This is a genomic window from Methanosarcina sp. MSH10X1 (assembly GCF_004099695.1).
Taxonomy (GTDB): domain Archaea; phylum Halobacteriota; class Methanosarcinia; order Methanosarcinales; family Methanosarcinaceae; genus Methanosarcina.
In genome coordinates this window covers 226,832-244,120 of sequence record NZ_SCHL01000003.1, presented here as the reverse complement: position 1 = coordinate 244,120, position 17,289 = coordinate 226,832, and the positions used below count along the sequence as shown (strand labels likewise).

Below are 17,289 nucleotides of genomic sequence, written 5' to 3'. Positions count from 1 at the left end.
CTCCTAAGTTCTCAGGAGCAAATGACACGTTTGAAAAAAAGAACACGCTGGATAGGATTTCCGTTGCTGAACTCTTTTTTCGTCTATTTCCCTGTTATTAAATTAAAACTGGATTATTTCAAACTGATCTTCAATCTCAGACCCGGACCTTATTTTCCGGATCTTATTTCAAAAACCAGGTGGTCCAATGCAGCAAGCAGAGCTTATCGAAAGGATCAAAGAACTCAAACTAAAACGAAATGCAGTAATTCTTGCTCATTATTATTCCCGTCCTGAGGTTCAGGATATTGCAGATTTTGTCGGAGACTCTCTCGGCCTGAGCCAGGAGGCTGTCCATCAGACTGCTGATGTTATTGTCTTTTGCGGTGTCCATTTTATGGGAGAAAGCGCTGCAATTCTCTGTCCGGATAAAACTGTCATTTTGCCGGAAGTCGATGCCACCTGCCCTATGGCAGATATGGTGGATATCGAAGGTCTCAGAAAAGAAAAAGAAAAGCATCCTGATGCCCCTGTTGTCTGCTATGTTAACACCTCGGCTGCTATCAAGGCTGAATCTTATATCTGCTGTACGTCTGCAAATGCCGTTGAGGTAGTAAACTCCCTGGAAGCCGGTGAGGTTATCTTTGTGCCAGATAAAAATCTGGCTGCCTACGTTGAAGCCCGGACTGACAAAAAAATTATTCCCTGGGAAGGGCACTGCCCCACTCATCATCAGATCCTTAGAGAAGATGTCCTGAAAATGAAGGAAAAACATCCTGAGGCTAAGTTTATTGCACATCCTGAGTGCCGCCCTGAGGTTCTGAAGCTTGCAGACCATATAGCAAGTACGCGAGGGATGGTAACGTATGCAAAAAACTCCCCCGCAAAGGAGTTTATCATAGGTACGGAATGCGGACTTCTCCACGGCCTCCATAAAGCGGCTCCTGAAAAGAAATACTACTGTATTTCAGAATTTGCCTGCTGCCCGAGCATGAAAATGATCAATCTTGAAAGAGTTCTGATATCCCTTGAAACAATGCAGAACAGAGTGACTGTTCCCTGCGATATCAGGGTGAGGGCAAAAAAAGCGCTTGACCGTATGCTAGCGGTAAAAATCCGATAAGAAGCCAGTGCTTTAAACCTTGCTGTTTTTCATGGTTTACTCAAATTGTTATAACGAGAAAAAAATAATGAGGAGCAGCGAAAATAAAAATCTCACATACTCCATCTGATTTTATTCCTTTCTCAAATCTTTTTCTTTAATACGCAATATCCGGCAATAATCATGAAGAGCGGTAAGGAAATTGCCATAAATACTCTGGCTGTTCCCATAGGATTCTTGATTCTACTATTCTCTCCGGCGTTTCCGTACAGAGCCGCCCTTCCTTCGCTTCCAAAGCTTCTGAGGGTTTCATGTATTTTATTAGCGCCCCTGATCTCTTTTCCATTCCCGGCATACTCCGTTATTGCAAAGAAGGAATAGCCAGGGGTCTCAGCTTCAAAGTAAACGTAACTATCATCTTCTCTGACCTTCTCCGTGTAAAGAGGCTGCCAATCTTCATCATACCTTTGAAGGGTTATAAGGGTCTCATTAATACTCTCATCTTTAATCCACGACTTTTCAACTTTAAACTCTATAAGCCCGTTTCTGATGGAAGTAGGAAGTCCTGCCCCTTTATCTCCTATCCAGATATTTACATGCTTATATACCGTGCCGGAAGGAGATGTCGGGACTAGAGTGGATTGGCTTTTAAGTTCCTCTACAATTGTCGTCGTTCTCCTGAATGTCTTCTTTGGATCAAATTTGATATAAGTAATGCATGTGACATTTTCCACAAAATCAAACTTTACAGGATAACCACTCATAACACTTCGAGTGGCAAGTTCCTTGACGGCGATATTGCTCACGTCCTCGCTGGAAACCAGATTCATTCCCCAACCGCTAGAAGACGAGCTGTCAGAAGAGGACGAATTGTTTGAGGAAGATGAATTTGTAGAAGAGGATAAATTGGTAGAAGAGGATGAACTACCGGAAGAAGAATTGGAACCCTCATTTTGAGTACTGGAACTTCCGGTATCTGAATTCTTACCTGAACTCTGGTTACCTGAGTTCTGGGTATCAGAATTCCCTCCATCTGAAGTTACGGTGTCCGGTTTTTCTGTGCCTGAATTTTCTGTGTCATCCGTATTTGAGTTTCCACTGTTTGAACCGGAATCTCCTGTGTCCGAGCCTGTATTCAAATTCTCGGTGTCTGAGTCTCCATCATCTGATCCGGAACCTGAATCTCCACTATCTGATCCGGAGTCCGGATTCCCACCATCTGAATCGGGGTCTGAATCTCCATCATCTGGTCCGGAACCTGGATTTTCATTATCCTGACCGGCGTCCGAATCCCCTCCGTCTGAGCCGGGATCTGAATCTCCATCATCTGCTCCGGAGCCTGCATCTCCATTATCTTGATCGGAACCCGAATTCCCACCGTCTGAATCGGGATCCGAATCTCCATCATCTGGATCTTCGTTGTCGGAATCTGAGTTCCCACTGTCCGATCCGGCGTCCGAGTCTCCATTCTCTGACCCGGAATCTGAGTTTCCATCATCTGAGCCTGTGTCTGAATCTTCATTCTCTGACCCGGAATCTGAGTTTCCATCGTCTGAACCAGAGTCCGAATCTCCATCATCTGATCCATCATCTGATCCATCATCTGATCCATCATCTGATCCATCATCTGATCCATCATCTGATCCATCATCTGAGCCGGAATCCGAGTCCCCGTTATCAGACGTTAAGTCTCCGGTATCTGAACCTGAATCTCCTGTGTCTGAGTTTGCTGCATCTAGATTTGAGTCTCCGCTATCTAAACTTCCACTATCTCCGGGTTCCTGGTATACAGCAGATGCCATGCCGGAAATCGCTCCAGGAATTATTAGCATTATCACTAATATATAAATCAAAAAACTAAAAAAATCAGTTTTCATTTTTATTGGCCTCCACCCACACATAAGTAAATAGAAGTTTCCGGTACTTTCTTAACTTATTGAACGCTAATTATCTAACTCATAAAGATAAAATTTAAGATCTTGAATAGGTAAATCTTTTCCAATAGATGCCTGATCCAGTACATTTTCTGTTTCTATTAGTATCCTGATTTGCTTAAGATCGAAACAGACTCTATTTAAGCTCCACAGGCATTGCCTGCATTTGCTTTTCTATTGAAACTGGCTAACCCTCAATATATATCAAAGGGGAAAACGGCAAGACATAAAACCCTGTCTTACTTAATATTATCTTTTTGATTAGTATGTTACCTTAAAGTTACTATAAATTTCCTTTGATTCAATATCCGTGCATCCATCTGTGAAGTTTTCTCTTACATCGCACAATTTTAAATAAATACATCGGAGAATTCAATAATTCGAGAGATAGATAATATGGATCTTTCCACTTTCGCGCTAATCGGATTTCTTCCTTCTCGAAGCTGTCTTTCTCCATCATATCGACTCAGGGTTGACAGTAGCTTTATTCTCTGTAGCTTTATTCTCTAATACCAACCTTTACATGGCAACTCTCTGAAAAACTTCGATTTCCTGCGATCCTGAGGCACAATTCGGGTGGAAAAATCCGATACCTTTAATACTTTATAATACTGCTTTCTTCTAATGTCTGCAGGCGTACGCATATACCTGGAAATTATGAGATACGGTAACTGCCTGATGGCGGGTTTTGCAGCCGTAATCGGAACACTGATAGCTTTTAATATCCTGACCTCGGATGCTCCTGGCTCTTATAACCCTGAAGAATTCCCTTTCCTTGCTTCAGGCTTTATATTCCTGGCCGTATTCGCGATTTCAGGCGCAGGAAATACTATTAATGATTATTTTGACATCAGGATAGACTCAATAAATCGCCCTGACAGACCTATTCCTTCAGGCAGGATAAAATTAAAGGAAGCCCTTTATTTCTCTTATTTACTGTTTGCTCTGGGGACGCTTCTGGCTTTCTCAATCAACCCTATTTGCGGGTTTATCGCACTGTTTAATTCCCTGCTGCTTATCTTCTATGCAAAAACTCTCAAAGGAACTCCCCTTTTAGGAAACCTGAGCATAGGTTATCTCACAGGCTCAACCTTTCTATTCGGAGCCTCGATTTTCGGGTTTGAAGGATTAAAAGCCCTTTCCGTACTCTTCCTGCTTGCAGCCCTTGCGATTACTGCCAGAGAAATTGTAAAAGATATTGAAGACGTGGAAGGGGATAAAATGGAAGGAGCAGATACCCTGCCTCTCAGGATAGGAGCGAAAAAAGCAGGCTATATGGCAGCGTTTATTGGATTTGTTGCTGTATTTTTAAGCCCTCTTCCCTACCTCATGTCTATACTTGGTTCACGTTATCTTTATCTTGTTCTTCTGGCAGACCTGGGATTATTTGCAGCCATATACCAGATTCTGGTTCGGAACAATCCTGCGAAATCTTCAAAAATGTTTAAAATCGGTATGTTCTTTGCTCTTATTGCTTTTATTGCCGGGGTATAATCCGTCCCCGGCTAAGCTGATTCAAAACTTTTTTTCTGAAATGGTTTATCAAAAATGCATAAAGTTTTCCCAACTGAGCAGTTCTCAGCAGACAGGGCATTTTCCTGCAACCAGTTCCATTGAAAAAGCCTGTATATTCTCAAGTTCCTTTTCCATTACTTCGGCTGCTTCCTTTTCCACTTCGCTGGCAGACCCTTTCTCCATTATCAACTGAGCAGTTGCAATCTGAGGCTGGTCGATTGGAGTCCCTATCTCACTCAACAGCCAGACATACACTTCGGAAACATCAGGCACTTCTCTATAGATCCTGGCTGCAATCCTGTGGGAAAGAAGGTTGTAAACCTTTCCTATGTGGCTCACAGGATTTTTACCTGCTGCCGCTTCACTGCTAACAGGACGGTTTAAGGGAATTATTCCGTTTACGCGGTTTCCGCGCCCTACCTGCCCGCCGTCTGCGTCTTCTGCAGAAGTGCCGGTTACAGTGGTATAAATTCCCCGTAGCCCTCTGCCCGGAATATCCAGAGTGTTCAGGGAAGCCGTCGGTTTCAGGCACATACAGGCTTCGAACTCAGTCCTTGCCTTCTCTGCAAACCCGGCAGAAAACTCCTCTATCCGCTCATGCAATTCGATCTTTTTCTTGAAATACTCTTCTTCAGATTCAACAAACCTGTCCACTAGCGGCATTGCAACGGTCAGGTGCATATCTTCCCTGTGCCTGAGCCCCATAACTTTTATGTCTTCTCCGGATTCAGGATATTCCTTTTTGAACTTTCTTGAATTCAGGTACCGCTCACACTCAAAAACAAGCCTTTCAGTAGGGCTCAAAGGCGCATATCCGACTGCTGCGGAAGTATCGTTTGCTCCGAGAATCCCCTCTCCCCTGCTAAAGATATCCGTAAGTTCTGCAGAACCTTTTTTTAGTTCTACCTGGTAAATGAGATTCTCAGGATCCACAAAGCGGAGGTTATCCTGAATCCATTGCTGTGCCGTACTGACCGCAAGCTCAGGCACGTCAATTTCTATTCCCTGCGCTTCAAAAGTCGCCCTGTCCCCGATGATAAGCCTCATAGGGCTTAAGATTCTGCCTCCTTGAAACTTTCCTTCCACTTCTCCTGCAACAAGCATGCCTTTGTCGATATTATAGTGCAGGATAGTCCCGAAAGTTTCAAGGTATTTCTGGCTCAGGCTCACTGAAATTTGTTCCATGACAGCATCGCAGATATAGTCCGGATGCCCCAGCCCCTTTCTTTCGACAACCTCAACTCTCTGGCGGTAAACCTCAGACGCTTTTAATTCTTCTATAACTATATTTCTCAAACTCTTACCCCCCAAGTTCCTTAAAGGCACGGTTTCCTTAAGGCAAATTCCATTAAAGGTGTTAATCCCATAGATTGATACCGATTAATGGCACTGTTTCTTACTGAAATTCGAATTTCGGTAACTCAGCCTGAAGCTAACTCCCCTGATTAATTTTTCCAGGCTTTTTGTCTGCCCTGTTCAAGATTTTTATTCTATTAAGTCCCAGTCCTCTTATTATTAAATTATTACTCAGCAACCTTTTTATTTTTATTATTAAGGCATCGAGATAAAGCTATTAAATGAATTCTAATTCTTCCGATGATCCTTTTTTGCTTTTGTTTCCGCCTCCGGGCTCGGGTTCTTTTTCACTTTCCGGAAGATGCCTAAGATATTCTTTCATCATCATCGGAAATGTGTTTGCAGGCACAAAGCGGACTCCAAGCTGCTCCGCCCACTTTTCAATCCCATAATCGCTTGCAATGACTGCAGCGTCAAGCTCCTTGGCAAGGATGAGAACATCAATATCAGGAGCACTATCAAGAATCCCATATCTCAGGGCAGCGCGATACTTGTTCCGGAATTTGCCAATAATCCCCCCGATTACTTCCCTTTCAACCTCTTCCTTATACTCTTTCTTCTTATTTTGCGGATTCTCCATGAAGAGGCATTCAGTAGCTGCCTCCCATATTGCGTCTTCTGCAACTCCCATGCCCCGGTTAATCCTTTCCCGCATGTAAGCAACATATTCATGAAAAATCTGGGAAGTTACATTAACTCTATACCGGTCAGGAGATTTCTTCACAAGCCAGGTGTCTATTTTAGCCATAACCTCCCGGTCACAGCCATTGCGGCTTGCGAATTCATACATCTCTTTATACACTGACGGATAGGGGACGTAACAACTTATCCCGAACTGCAGGCGAGCATCGGCTATCAGGTCAAGAATTGCTTTCATTCCCTCGCAAAGGGAAGCGTAGCCCATAACCTCACGTGTCTGCAGATCCGTTAATGCTGTAGTGTCCAGCACAAATCTCTGCTTAAGCATTTTTTCGAACCCTTTTGAATAATCTTCTTTACCCGTCTTATGTATTGATCAAGGAACAATAAAATTCTTTGTTTTATTCTCTTTATTACCAACTTTTTATTTTTTTTCTGTTTTTATGCATCTTCCTCTTTATTCTATTATTCACCTGGTTTCTGGTCAAAATCAATAACTGTATATAGTTTTAGGTCATATATTTCCATAGGGAAGTTAAAACCAGAGGCTAGAAAGCGGTTTAAAACGCATTTTACTAAGTGTCTTCTAATGTTGTTTCGATCCGAATGCGAAAAGTGTTTCTGAAACAACATCAACATAAATATTATTCTGTTATTCCGTATTGTTTGCTTTTCCAGCTCTGGGCCGATCTTCTCTAAGTTGTTGTGTGTGTCGGGTAATGCCGGCAGGTAAAATACAACTCAATAGTATGAAAGATTGAGCCGGATTGGACAGCTCAAAATAGCCTGATTCGGTATGAGTAAGGGTAATAAACTGAAAATGGGGTATATGATTTGAGTGCAAACACGGAGATATTGAAACCCTGTGTAGGCTCAGCACAGGGCCTGGCGAAAAATCCTCTGAATAAGGGAGGCGACACAATGAAGGAGTATTGTAATATTTGTGGTCGGGAATTGCTGGAAGACGTACTGGTTGTGGATACTAGCCTGGATTTGAAACCAATAAAGTTCAAAGAGGTCCACGGGGATAAGTCCGATCTGATTTGCATTGAGTGTGCGATTGACTCGGTTGAAAATCCACCCTTTGTATGTACGAGATGCGGGCAGCCAATAGAATTCAACGAAAAGTTCTATGTATTCAGGGAGGCAACCACAAAGCCGGGCGGCCCCAAAGTCGACTTTAAAGAAACATGTCTTGACGACAGATACATCTGCAGCACATGTTTTTGCGAAACAATGAATCCTGAGGGCGAAGAAGAGAGAATTTAAACGGGAACCCGTGTGAAACTTAATTTCCTCTCCCTGAATTTTTAATCTATGGGCAAGAATCGGGTGCAATTCTGGGAAAACTGTCCGGAAATTGCGGAACTGGTTTCTCAGTCCTTCCACCAGCTTTTTCTAATTTACTCTAATCCCTTTTTCTTTATTTTTCTTTTCTTTATTTTCCCTTTTTATTTCCCTTTTCTATTTTCATTTTCCTTTTTATTTCCTTTTTCTTTGTTTTTCTTTTCTTTATTTTTTCTTTGTTTTCCCTTTTTATTTCCCTTTTCTATTTTTATTTTTCCCTTTTTATTTTATTTTCCATTTCTATTTTTATTTTTTTTATTTTTCATTTTTTTCTTTATTTTCCTTTACTCCTGTTATCTTCTATTCTTTCTATCCTTTTTATTCCTCTTCCTTACCTATCTGAAATTTCCGGGTTTGAAAAAAGCAGTTCCTCAGGCATATCTTTTATTAGACTTTTCCGTAAAAGTATGAACCTTAATTTTATGAAGCATAAATATTAATCTTATGAAAATAGAGAATATTGATCTAATAAACAGAATCCTGCAGACAGAATCCGATAAAGGAAAGACTGACTTGCCAGGACCGAAATTCTATTAGTTTTATCCTGTCAAATTATCAATAACTTCGGGGGTAATCGATTGAATGGAAGCAATGTGATAGAAATTGGAGATATAAACTGGGGAGAAGTAGTAGAAAGCTCTAAAAAGCCGGTTGTCGTAATGTTCTATAGCTCTACCTGCCCTTACTGCAAAGCTATGGAACCTTATTTTATTAATTATGCAAGAGAATTCAAGAACTCGGCAGTTTTTGGACGCACAAATATCGAAACAAGTCCGTGGACTGCAGAAAGATATGGAGTCCAGGGTACGCCTACGTTTAAGTTCTTCTGTCGCGGAAGACCTGTATGGGAGCAGGTAGGTCAGATCTATCCCTCCATACTGAAAAATGCAGTTGAAGATGTGATTAATTACGGAGAGGAATGTATAAGTAAAAGCACTCCAATCGGTCAGAACATTACGGGATATGCCTGATCTGCAAATCAGCGGTCCGGACTCCTTTTTCCTTTTTCTTTTACCTGGAGGTCTTCTTTCTTACAGGCCCGAACTCATTGAAAGTAACCTTAATTGAAGCGAGGATGATATACTTACTTTTCCGGAAATTCCTCAACTACAATTTTCTAAGGAATCTTTTTACTATGTTTCTTAGAAGAGAAACTTCTCAGAAGAGAAGGTTTATGTATACAGACATGTTCACATAAATCATTTCATATCAGTACTCCAGTTTAAATGTGGACCTGTAACTACTCTTTCAATAATCTCCTAATTTAATTCTGTAACCTTGAGGAATAAAAATGGATTTTGAAACTTCTTCTAAAAATCTTACAACTCCGGTCAGGGGCGCGAAAATAACTGCGGATATGACTGTAGACGAACTTGTAAGGGAATATGGCGGCTGCGCCTTTGGAGCAGGCAGGCTGGCTGAAGCCGTGGATATCTATTATGAGATGCTGGCTTCTGAAAAAACCACGAAATTTTTCGGGCTTGCAGGGGCAATGACTCCTGCAGGCATGAGAAATATTGTCGCAGATTTGATACGTGACGGCCATATCGACGTGCTTGTCACGACAGGGGCGAATATGGTGCATGACACCGTTGAGGCTCTGGGTCTTCACCATTATAAAGGTACAGCCTGTGCAAATGATATCCAGCTCAGGCATGACTGCATCGACAGGATCTATGATGTTTACCTGCCTGACCAGCACTTTACGGACCTTGAGGAATTTCTGCAGGGCATCTACGCCGGGCTTCCGCAGGAAAAGCTCTCTATCCGGCAGGTGCTCACCGAGATAGGGAAAAACCTTGATGACAACTCCTCTATCCTGAAAACCGCAGCAGAGATGGGCGTGCCTGTGTATTGCCCTGCCCTTCAGGATTCAGTAATAGGACTTCAAGCCTGGCTATATAAAGAAGGAAATCCTCTGCATGTGGACGCCTTTGCTGACATGCACGAGTTTATGGAAATCTGCTATGGGGCTGAGAGTGCAGGTGCCCTTCTTCTTGGGGGCGGAGTTCCGAAAAACTACATCCTTCAGTCCATGCTTGTAACTCCCAGGTCCTTTGATTATGCAATCCAGCTGACTATGGACCGTCCTGAGACCGGCGGCCTGAGCGGGGCAACGCTTGATGAAGCCCAATCCTGGGGAAAGGTCGGAGAAAATGCAAAGTCCGTGACCGTGTATGCAGATGCAACTATTACTCTCCCGCTCATGGTTGCTGCTGTGCGTACGCGTCTTTCAAAGAGGTGATTTTATGGAAAGGAAAACCTGTATGATTCTTGCCCTTGACGTTTCCGACAGGGAAGAAGCGCTTGAAATCGCAGAAGCCGTTTCGGAATTCGTGGACGCTATAAAGGTAGGCTATCCTCTGGTCCTGGCTACCGGGCTCGGGATAATCAGGGAACTTGCTGAGTTTGCGCCTGTAATAGCCGATTTCAAGGTTGCCGATATTCCCAACACAAACCGCCTTATCTGCGAGCAGGTCTTTGAAGCAGGAGCCGATGCCGTTATAGTACATGGTTTCACAGGCAGGGACAGTCTTGATGCCTGTATCGAAGTCGCCTCCGAGTACAGGAGAGATGTGTTCGTGGTAAGCGAGATGAGCCATCCGGGTGGAGCCGAATTCCTGCAGCCAGCAGGAGAAGCAATCGCAAGGATGGCGGCTGAAGCAGGAGCATTCGGCCTTGTTGCTCCGGCGACCAGACCGGAAAGAGTAAAGATTATAAGGAAAATTGTCGGAGATAAACTCACCATTATCTCGCCCGGAGTCGGCACCCAGGGAGGAAAGGCATCGGATGTTATTGCCGCAGGCGCAGACTGGGTAATCGTAGGAAGGAGTATCTACAAAGCAGAATCTCCAAAAGAAGCTGCCCGGAAAATTGCTGCCGAAATCGAGGCCGAAATAAGGGGAGAAAACTGAAACCGAAAGCAAATTAAAGACAGATTTCTTTTTAAGGCATATTTGTCTTAATATTTTTTCTGATATCTATTTCTTATATTAACCGCCTATATTGTCTGATATCAATTGGGTGCCTGTGATGAAAAATTGTGCTGATTTCATGATGAGCCCTATGAGTTCTGAGGCACCAAATTTGTTCATTTTTATGCAGATTAAGAGCCGAGGTATACAGGGAAGAAGCAGCTTCCAGATTCTTGAGCTGCCCCGAAAAAAATCAAAACATGTGCCATTATATACCAAAAGTTCATAATATTTGTTAGGGATTCGCTCACCCCATTGCGTCCTGCACGCAAGGACCGGAGAGGGTTTTTTTAATCGTTTACCCTCCCATAACCACCTGTTAATCTCCATTTAAAAACGGAATTTTTTTCAATGTCTGGTATCTAATTCCTGACTTTTGTCCTATCGCTTTCCATCCGTTATTTTGCTGTCACGATTCTATGTAACTATTCGAAGTTTGACAGGTTTTTCTTATATCTCTTTCTTTCCGTCTTTTCTCCTTATCTTTCCTGATATCTCTTTTTTGACCCTACTGCTCAGAAAATGTTTAAAGAAAGTATTTTTAATTTAGCAGGATAAATTACTGGGTTAGGTGAATCGGATATGAGAATAGCAGTCTGCGGGAAAGGAGGAAGCGGAAAAAGTACGATTTCGGCTCTCCTGGCAAAGGAAATGGCAAAAACTAAAAACGTGCTTGTGCTTGACATTGATGAGTCCAATTACGGGCTGCACAGCCAGTTAGGAATGGCAGCTCCACGGGACCTTATGGAGTATTTCGGAGGAAAGAAAGGTTTTAAAGAAAAGCAGAAAACTGCTCCGAAAACCACCCAGTTCTGGGGGCTTGCAGCAAATGGGGGTACTGCGGGGCAGCCGGCACAACAACAGTCCCGGTTTTTTAAGAATAGGTGGAGTTTTTCCGACCTCCCTCCGGAATTTGTTGAAGAAAAGGACGGAGTCAGGCTGATGGCGGTTGGCAAGATCCATAATTATGGGGAGGGATGCGCCTGCCCAATGGGAGTTCTGACCAGGGAGTTTCTTGAAAACCTGGATCTCGGGAAAGACGATATCGTAATCGTGGATACGGAAGCCGGCACCGAGCATTTCGGGCGCGGGGTTGATAAGGACTTTGACCTCATTCTCGTGGTTGTAGACCCTTCCTACGAATCCCTCAGGCTCTCAAAGAAATTCGATGAATTTGGTGCCCAGTGCGGGTGCAAAGTTTATTTTGTGCTTAATAAGGTTGAACCGGATATCAGGGAAGAAATGCTGGCATCGGTGAACTGCGTGAATGTTGTGGCTGAAATCCCCGAAAAAAGAGAGATCTTTAAAGCATCCCTGAAAGGCAAAGAACTTGATTTCGAACTGGATGAAATAAAAAAGCTTGCAGAATTCCTGGGAAGAATGTGAATTTCCGGTAAAATTGAGTTACTCATCCATGAACAGGGCAGTAAGCGAACCTTTTCTGGTTCCGCTACGCCCCTTTTTTATAAGTCCTTTACTGGCGGCGATCCAATCCTGAACACTCCCAGATTTTAGGCCGTTTAAGGCACGGGCTTGACCGCGACCCGGCAGTCTGGCAAGTTCGTTTATGGTTTCTGCTTCTTCCCCCCTGATCACCTGAGGAAGGTGAATGCGCTCGTTTTTTCAGGACCCTTTATATTTTCCGTTTTGTCAAAAGTATAAACTTGATTGCTTCTCATTTTTCCTACCCGTTAACTGATCGCAAAAGAAGGAAACATCAGAGCACTTATCCGAAAGTATATTATTGATCGTGTTATTTCAATAATGCAAAAGTTTACCTGGTTTCGGACGGCAGGTCTAGTTGCCGGACTGTCCTTACTGAACTTCAAATCTCATTGAACTTCAAATCTTAATAAACTTCAAGTTTGCTGGCATTGATCAAGAGGAATGCTTAACCACTGAAGCAAACGAGTAAAAATATATTTAATCTGTTATCTTGACAGAAATTTTCCTGTTTAAGTGCTGGAGACAAGAATTATGACAATGCGTGAGTACATGCTTGGAAACGTGGCAATCGCCCGCGGGCTTCTTGAAGGCGGCGTGCAGGTTATTGCAGGCTATCCCGGAACCCCCTCATCGGAGATTATAGATACGCTTGCGTGCCGGGAAGCCCGTGATTACCATATAGAATGGTCGGTTAATGAAAAGGTTGCAATGGAAGTTGCAGTCGGAGCTGCCTGGGCAGGCGTCCGCTCGGTTGTGACGATGAAACATGTCGGGTTAAACGTTGCAGCCGATCCCTTTATGACGCTTGCGTATGCAGGGACGAAAGGAGGGCTGATTGCAATCGTTGCCGATGACCCGTCCTGCCATTCCTCCCAGAATGAACAGGATACGCGGCGCTATGCCCGGTTTGCCCTTGTGCCCTGTTTTGATCCCTCAACCCCTCAGGAAGCCAAGGATATGCTTCCCTATGCTTTCGAGTTTTCTGAAAAATTTGAAGTCCCTGTAATCTTCAGGCCCACGACCCGGATCTCGCACGGGAAATCGGATATCGAGCTCGGAGAGATCCCGGTGGAAAAACCGGCTCCTCATTTTGAAAAACTTCTGGACCGCTGGGTCATGCTTCCGAAGAACGCCCGCTCACGCCATACCCATCTCCTCTCCATCCAGCAACCTATTGAGGACGCCCTTGCCGAATCTCCCTGGAATTCCCTTGAACTTAAACCCGATGCAAAACTGGGAGTAATAGGTGCAGGCATTGCGGCAGTGTATGCAAAAGAGGCGCTTGTTGAGCTTGGAATTGAAGCTTCTTTCCTTAAGATAGGAACTTACCCGGTTCCAGGACGGCTCATTCTTGAGCTGCTTGAAACCGTGGATGCCGTGCTTGTGTTCGAAGAACTTGAGCCTGTAGTTGAAGAACAGGTAAGGATGATCGCACAGGAAGCAGGGCTTGCGGTCTCGGTGCTCGGGAAAGCTAACGGGTTTGTGCCAAGGGAAGGGGAACTGGACGTAAGTGCTTTCCTTGAAGCTCTTAAGAAAACCTTCGACCTCGAATCAGAACCCGAATCTCCGGGCACGGAACTTGAGCTTGCTCCCCGCCCGCCTGCCCTCTGTGCAGGCTGTTCGCACAGGGCGACCTTCTATTCCATGAAAAAAGTCTTTGGAAAAGACGCGATTTATCCGAGCGATATCGGCTGTTATACCCTGGGGATCCAGAGCGGTACGGTCGAGACCACGCTCTGCATGGGCTCAAGCATCAGTATTGGCTCAGGGCTTTACCATGCAGGGGAAAAGCGCCCGATCTGCTGTTCCATAGGGGATTCGACCTTTTTCCACACAGGCATGAACTCGCTCCTGAACGCGATTGTCAATAAGGCAAATATCACGGTTACAATCCTTGACAACCGCATTACAGCCATGACCGGGCACCAGCCGAATCCGGGCGTCGGGTTTACGGTAACAGGAGAGCCAACCGTCCAGGTCTCGCTCGCCGAACTCTGCAAAGCAATGGGCGCAGGATTTGTTTCCGTTGTCGATCCGTACAGGCTTGAAGAAATCCAGGAAGCTTTTAAAGCCGCAAAGGAATTTGAGGGTACAGCTGTGGTTATTGCCAGGCAGCCCTGCGTGATTTCAGGGAAAAGGGCAGGCATACGCCGGGTCCCATACATTGTTGACCCTGAAAAGTGTGAGGGCTGCAAACAGTGTATAAAGTTCGGCTGCCCTGCAATTGAGTTTGACGAGGAAAACAAATGTGCTGTGATTACGGCTCTCTGCAGCGGGTGCGGGGTCTGCGCCCAGATCTGCAAGTTTGAAGCTATCCAGGAGGTGAAGCGATGAACCAGGCTGAGCAAAAGAAATTCGACCTGCTTATTACGGGAGTAGGAGGGCAGGGAGCAATCCTTGCCTCGGACATTATCGGAAAAGCTGCCGTTGTCGCAGGGCTCCCAATCCGGGCTGCGGAAACCCACGGCATGGCACAGCGCGGAGGTTCGGTTGTAAACCATATCCGGGTCGGGGAAACCTACGGGTCCATGATCCCGAAAAAAGGTGCAGACCTTATGCTTGCCCTTGAGCCGATGGAAGCCGTAAGGTACCTGGATTTCCTGAAGGACGGCGGAGTTATCATAGTAAATACCCAGCCCGTGTTACCTGTAACGGTTACCTCGGGGCAGGTGAAATATCCTGAGGTCCGGGACATTCTTGACGCCCTTTCCGAGAAATACATAGTCAAAGCCTTCAATGCTGATGAGCTGGCGTTTGAGGCAGGGAGCAGGCTTGCAATGAATGTTGTCATGGTAGGGGCAGTCTCAGGCTACCTGCCGATTTCGAAAGAAACCCTGCTTGAGAGCGTTAAAGCCCTTGTACCGCAGAAAACAATCGAAGTGAACCTGAGGGCTTTTGAAGCGGGAAGGCAAAAGGTAGAGGAAAGCTGATAAGTTAAAATACATGCTAAAAGGTAGAAGCCTGCGTTTTACTTCTACTTTCTTTAACTTTTATTTCTACTTTCTTTAACTTTTAATTCTTTTTTCTGGCTTATTTTTAATTCTTTTTCTGGCTTATTCAACTTTAATTTTCTTTAACTTCAGTTTGCTTCTTCTATTGTTTTGCTCCGGACTGCGCTTAACGCGAGCACGAATACGATTACACAGATTTGCGCAAGTAAGAGCCCAAGCAGGTTCGAGAAGGCGTCTGTCACGCTTGCCGTGCGGTAGGGAAGAAATGTCTGGAAGAACTCGTTCAGGATTCCGTATGAGGTGCCGGTAAGTATGGCAAAGACAGCTGAATATTTTTCCAGGGTTTTTCTTCTTGAGCTTAAAAATACGAAATACAGTAAAACCCCAAGCCCGAAGTATATTCCGATGTGTCCCGGATCCAGAGATTGCCTTTCAACAAAGTGCAGGGAACCTACAAGAAATTTCAGGATAATAGAGAGGTGAGCTTCGGTAAGAAGGCTTATTGCTGCTGCACCCAGGGTGTCATCTATGAGATGTTTGAGGTTTCCTATATTTGAGGTGACTGACAGGTAGAAAACAAAGATTGCATACAGGATCGTAGCCGGGACGAAAACTCTGGAACTTTTTACTCTTAACATTTTATCCATGAGGTTTACGACAATACCTGATTTAAAGTATTTGTTTTGAATACTTCTACTAAATATATTTGGTATGTTTTGCTGGTATGTTTTGCTGGTGTGTTTGCGGTATGTTTTGCTGGTGTGTTTGCTGGTATGTTTTGCTGGTGTGTTTGCGGCATGTTTGCGGTATGTTTGTAATATGTGCTGTATTGAGCGCCGCATAAGTCCGGAATTTTATTCCATTTCAAAATAAATACAAACTTTACGAATTCCCACCGTACTATTGTGAAATATTTCGATAACTATATTTATTACTTTTTTTAAAATGGGTGTGCCGGATATGAAAGTTTGCTTCGTATTTGCAAGAACTTTAACTAACGATAAGGACAGTGAAAAATGGTATTTTTTGGTTCAGTCTCAGCATTTGAAAATTTTATGCTCGCCACCAATATCGGGTTTCCCCTGGTTGTGACTGCGGTATTTATGCCTTCTTTTATAAAAGAATTGCATAAGAACGGGATAGTAGCAAAGGACTTCTATAAAAAAGATGTTCCATTCGTAGCCGACCGGGGCGGAATTGCGATCCTGCTCATTGCCATGCTTTCGCTGTCGCTGAACTCGCTTTTTTTCAGGTTCACGCCCACAAATTACGTAGCCATGATTGTGATTGCGCTTTTCGGGCTCTTCGGGGTGCTCGACGACATGATCAACATCGGCAGGGTTTCCAAGCTGCTCATCATGTATTACTGTTCTTATCCCCTTATCCAGTACACGGGCCATACCTCGCTTTCCATTCCCGAAGTCGGTTATATCTATCTCGGGATAATTTACTTCCAGTTCGTTATCCCGACCTACGTGCTGGTTGCCTCAAACCTTGTCAATATGCATTCCGGGTACAACGGGCTTGCCTCCGGGCTGTCCGTAATCGTCCTCCTTTCCCTTATTATAAAATCCGCGCTCGCACACGATGTCCAGAATATAATCTCGATTGCAGCCATTACCGGCGCCACGATCGGGTTTTACATCTACGACCGAAACCCCTCAAAGATTTTCTGGGGCAATGTCGGCTCCCTTACGGTAGGGGCTGCGATAGGAGCCATTATTGTTATCCAGGGGTTTGTCATAAGCGGGTTTGTCATGCTTATCCCGCACACGGTCAACTTTCTGCTGTATGTCTACTGGAAAATCCGAAAATACCCTGTCGCCAAATTCGGAAGGGACAGGGGAGACGGCATTCTCGAAGTCCCGAACCCCCTTACCCTGAAATGGGTTCTGCCTTACTACTACCCCATGACTGAAAAACAGGCAACCTATGCAATGTATGCGCTGACGTCGGTTTTCTGTTTGATAGGGATTTTTATGCCGGGAAGGATGTAATAAGAATAAAGTAGAAGTGAGAAAAAGTCAATATAATTCTTTTACTAG

At 44.3% G+C, this 17,289-nt stretch carries 14 protein-coding genes; 10 read left to right on the top strand and 4 right to left on the bottom strand.

Going from position 1 to position 17,289, the window contains the following annotated elements:
- Positions 1-187 precede the first annotated feature (187 nt).
- A complete protein-coding gene (gene nadA, locus EQO05_RS04360; RefSeq protein WP_128504111.1) occupies positions 188-1,102 on the top strand; it encodes a quinolinate synthase NadA in 915 nt (304 codons plus the stop codon).
- A 122-nt stretch (positions 1,103-1,224) separates the two neighbouring features.
- Here the strand turns inward: nadA and EQO05_RS15425 are convergent, their stop codons facing one another.
- The gene (locus EQO05_RS15425) at positions 1,225-2,883 is read right to left on the bottom strand and encodes a PGF-pre-PGF domain-containing protein (RefSeq protein WP_164888462.1); all 1,659 of its coding nucleotides are present in this window, start codon (positions 2,881-2,883) and stop codon (positions 1,225-1,227) included.
- A gap of 756 nt (positions 2,884-3,639) precedes the next feature.
- On the opposite strand from EQO05_RS15425, the gene EQO05_RS04340 reads away from it, so the two are divergent.
- Positions 3,640-4,509: a geranylgeranylglycerol-phosphate geranylgeranyltransferase gene (locus EQO05_RS04340; protein WP_128504103.1), complete on the top strand. Its 870-nt coding sequence runs from the start codon at positions 3,640-3,642 to the stop codon at positions 4,507-4,509.
- Positions 4,510-4,593: 84 nt separating this feature from the next.
- On the opposite strand, the gene EQO05_RS04335 is transcribed toward EQO05_RS04340, so the two are convergent.
- Both EQO05_RS04335 and EQO05_RS04330 read right to left on the bottom strand, forming a co-directional pair.
- Positions 4,594-5,826, bottom strand: coding sequence for a methionine adenosyltransferase (locus EQO05_RS04335; protein ID WP_128504101.1), 1,233 nt, complete (start codon positions 5,824-5,826; stop codon positions 4,594-4,596).
- Positions 5,827-6,103: 277 nt separating this feature from the next.
- Positions 6,104-6,853 (bottom strand): RNA ligase partner protein, encoded by a 750-nt coding sequence (locus tag EQO05_RS04330; protein WP_128504099.1) that lies wholly within the window; start codon positions 6,851-6,853, stop codon positions 6,104-6,106.
- A 506-nt stretch (positions 6,854-7,359) separates the two neighbouring features.
- Between EQO05_RS04330 and EQO05_RS04325 the strand changes: the two genes are divergently transcribed.
- The 7 genes from EQO05_RS04325 (at position 7,360) to EQO05_RS04290 (ending at position 15,223) form a co-directional block, all read left to right on the top strand.
- Positions 7,360-7,794 (top strand): hypothetical protein, encoded by a 435-nt coding sequence (locus EQO05_RS04325; protein ID WP_205793684.1) that lies wholly within the window; start codon positions 7,360-7,362, stop codon positions 7,792-7,794.
- Between the two features lie 656 nt (positions 7,795-8,450).
- Positions 8,451-8,843 (top strand): co-chaperone YbbN, encoded by a 393-nt coding sequence (locus EQO05_RS04315; protein WP_128504097.1) that lies wholly within the window; start codon positions 8,451-8,453, stop codon positions 8,841-8,843.
- 320 nt (positions 8,844-9,163) lie between these two features.
- Positions 9,164-10,117 (top strand): deoxyhypusine synthase, encoded by a 954-nt coding sequence (locus EQO05_RS04310; protein ID WP_128504096.1) that lies wholly within the window; start codon positions 9,164-9,166, stop codon positions 10,115-10,117.
- A gap of 4 nt (positions 10,118-10,121) precedes the next feature.
- Positions 10,122-10,787 (top strand): orotidine-5'-phosphate decarboxylase, encoded by a 666-nt coding sequence (gene pyrF / locus EQO05_RS04305; RefSeq protein WP_128504094.1) that lies wholly within the window; start codon positions 10,122-10,124, stop codon positions 10,785-10,787.
- 642 nt (positions 10,788-11,429) lie between these two features.
- Entirely contained in the window at positions 11,430-12,233 is an 804-nt protein-coding gene (locus tag EQO05_RS04300) for a zeta toxin family protein (protein ID WP_128504092.1), read from the top strand.
- 591 nt (positions 12,234-12,824) lie between these two features.
- The gene (iorA, locus tag EQO05_RS04295) at positions 12,825-14,627 is read left to right on the top strand and encodes an indolepyruvate ferredoxin oxidoreductase subunit alpha (protein ID WP_128504090.1); all 1,803 of its coding nucleotides are present in this window, start codon (positions 12,825-12,827) and stop codon (positions 14,625-14,627) included.
- Complete coding sequence (locus EQO05_RS04290; RefSeq protein ID WP_128504088.1) at positions 14,624-15,223, top strand: indolepyruvate oxidoreductase subunit beta; 600 nt, start codon at positions 14,624-14,626, stop codon at positions 15,221-15,223. Before iorA ends, EQO05_RS04290 begins: the two co-directional genes overlap by 4 nt.
- A gap of 149 nt (positions 15,224-15,372) precedes the next feature.
- Here the strand turns inward: EQO05_RS04290 and EQO05_RS04285 are convergent, their stop codons facing one another.
- A complete protein-coding gene (locus tag EQO05_RS04285) occupies positions 15,373-15,882 on the bottom strand; it encodes a VanZ family protein (protein ID WP_164888461.1) in 510 nt (169 codons plus the stop codon).
- A gap of 378 nt (positions 15,883-16,260) precedes the next feature.
- Between EQO05_RS04285 and EQO05_RS04280 the strand changes: the two genes are divergently transcribed.
- Positions 16,261-17,241, top strand: coding sequence for a glycosyltransferase 4 family protein (locus EQO05_RS04280; protein WP_128504084.1), 981 nt, complete (start codon positions 16,261-16,263; stop codon positions 17,239-17,241).
- Positions 17,242-17,289: the final 48 nt, after the last annotated feature.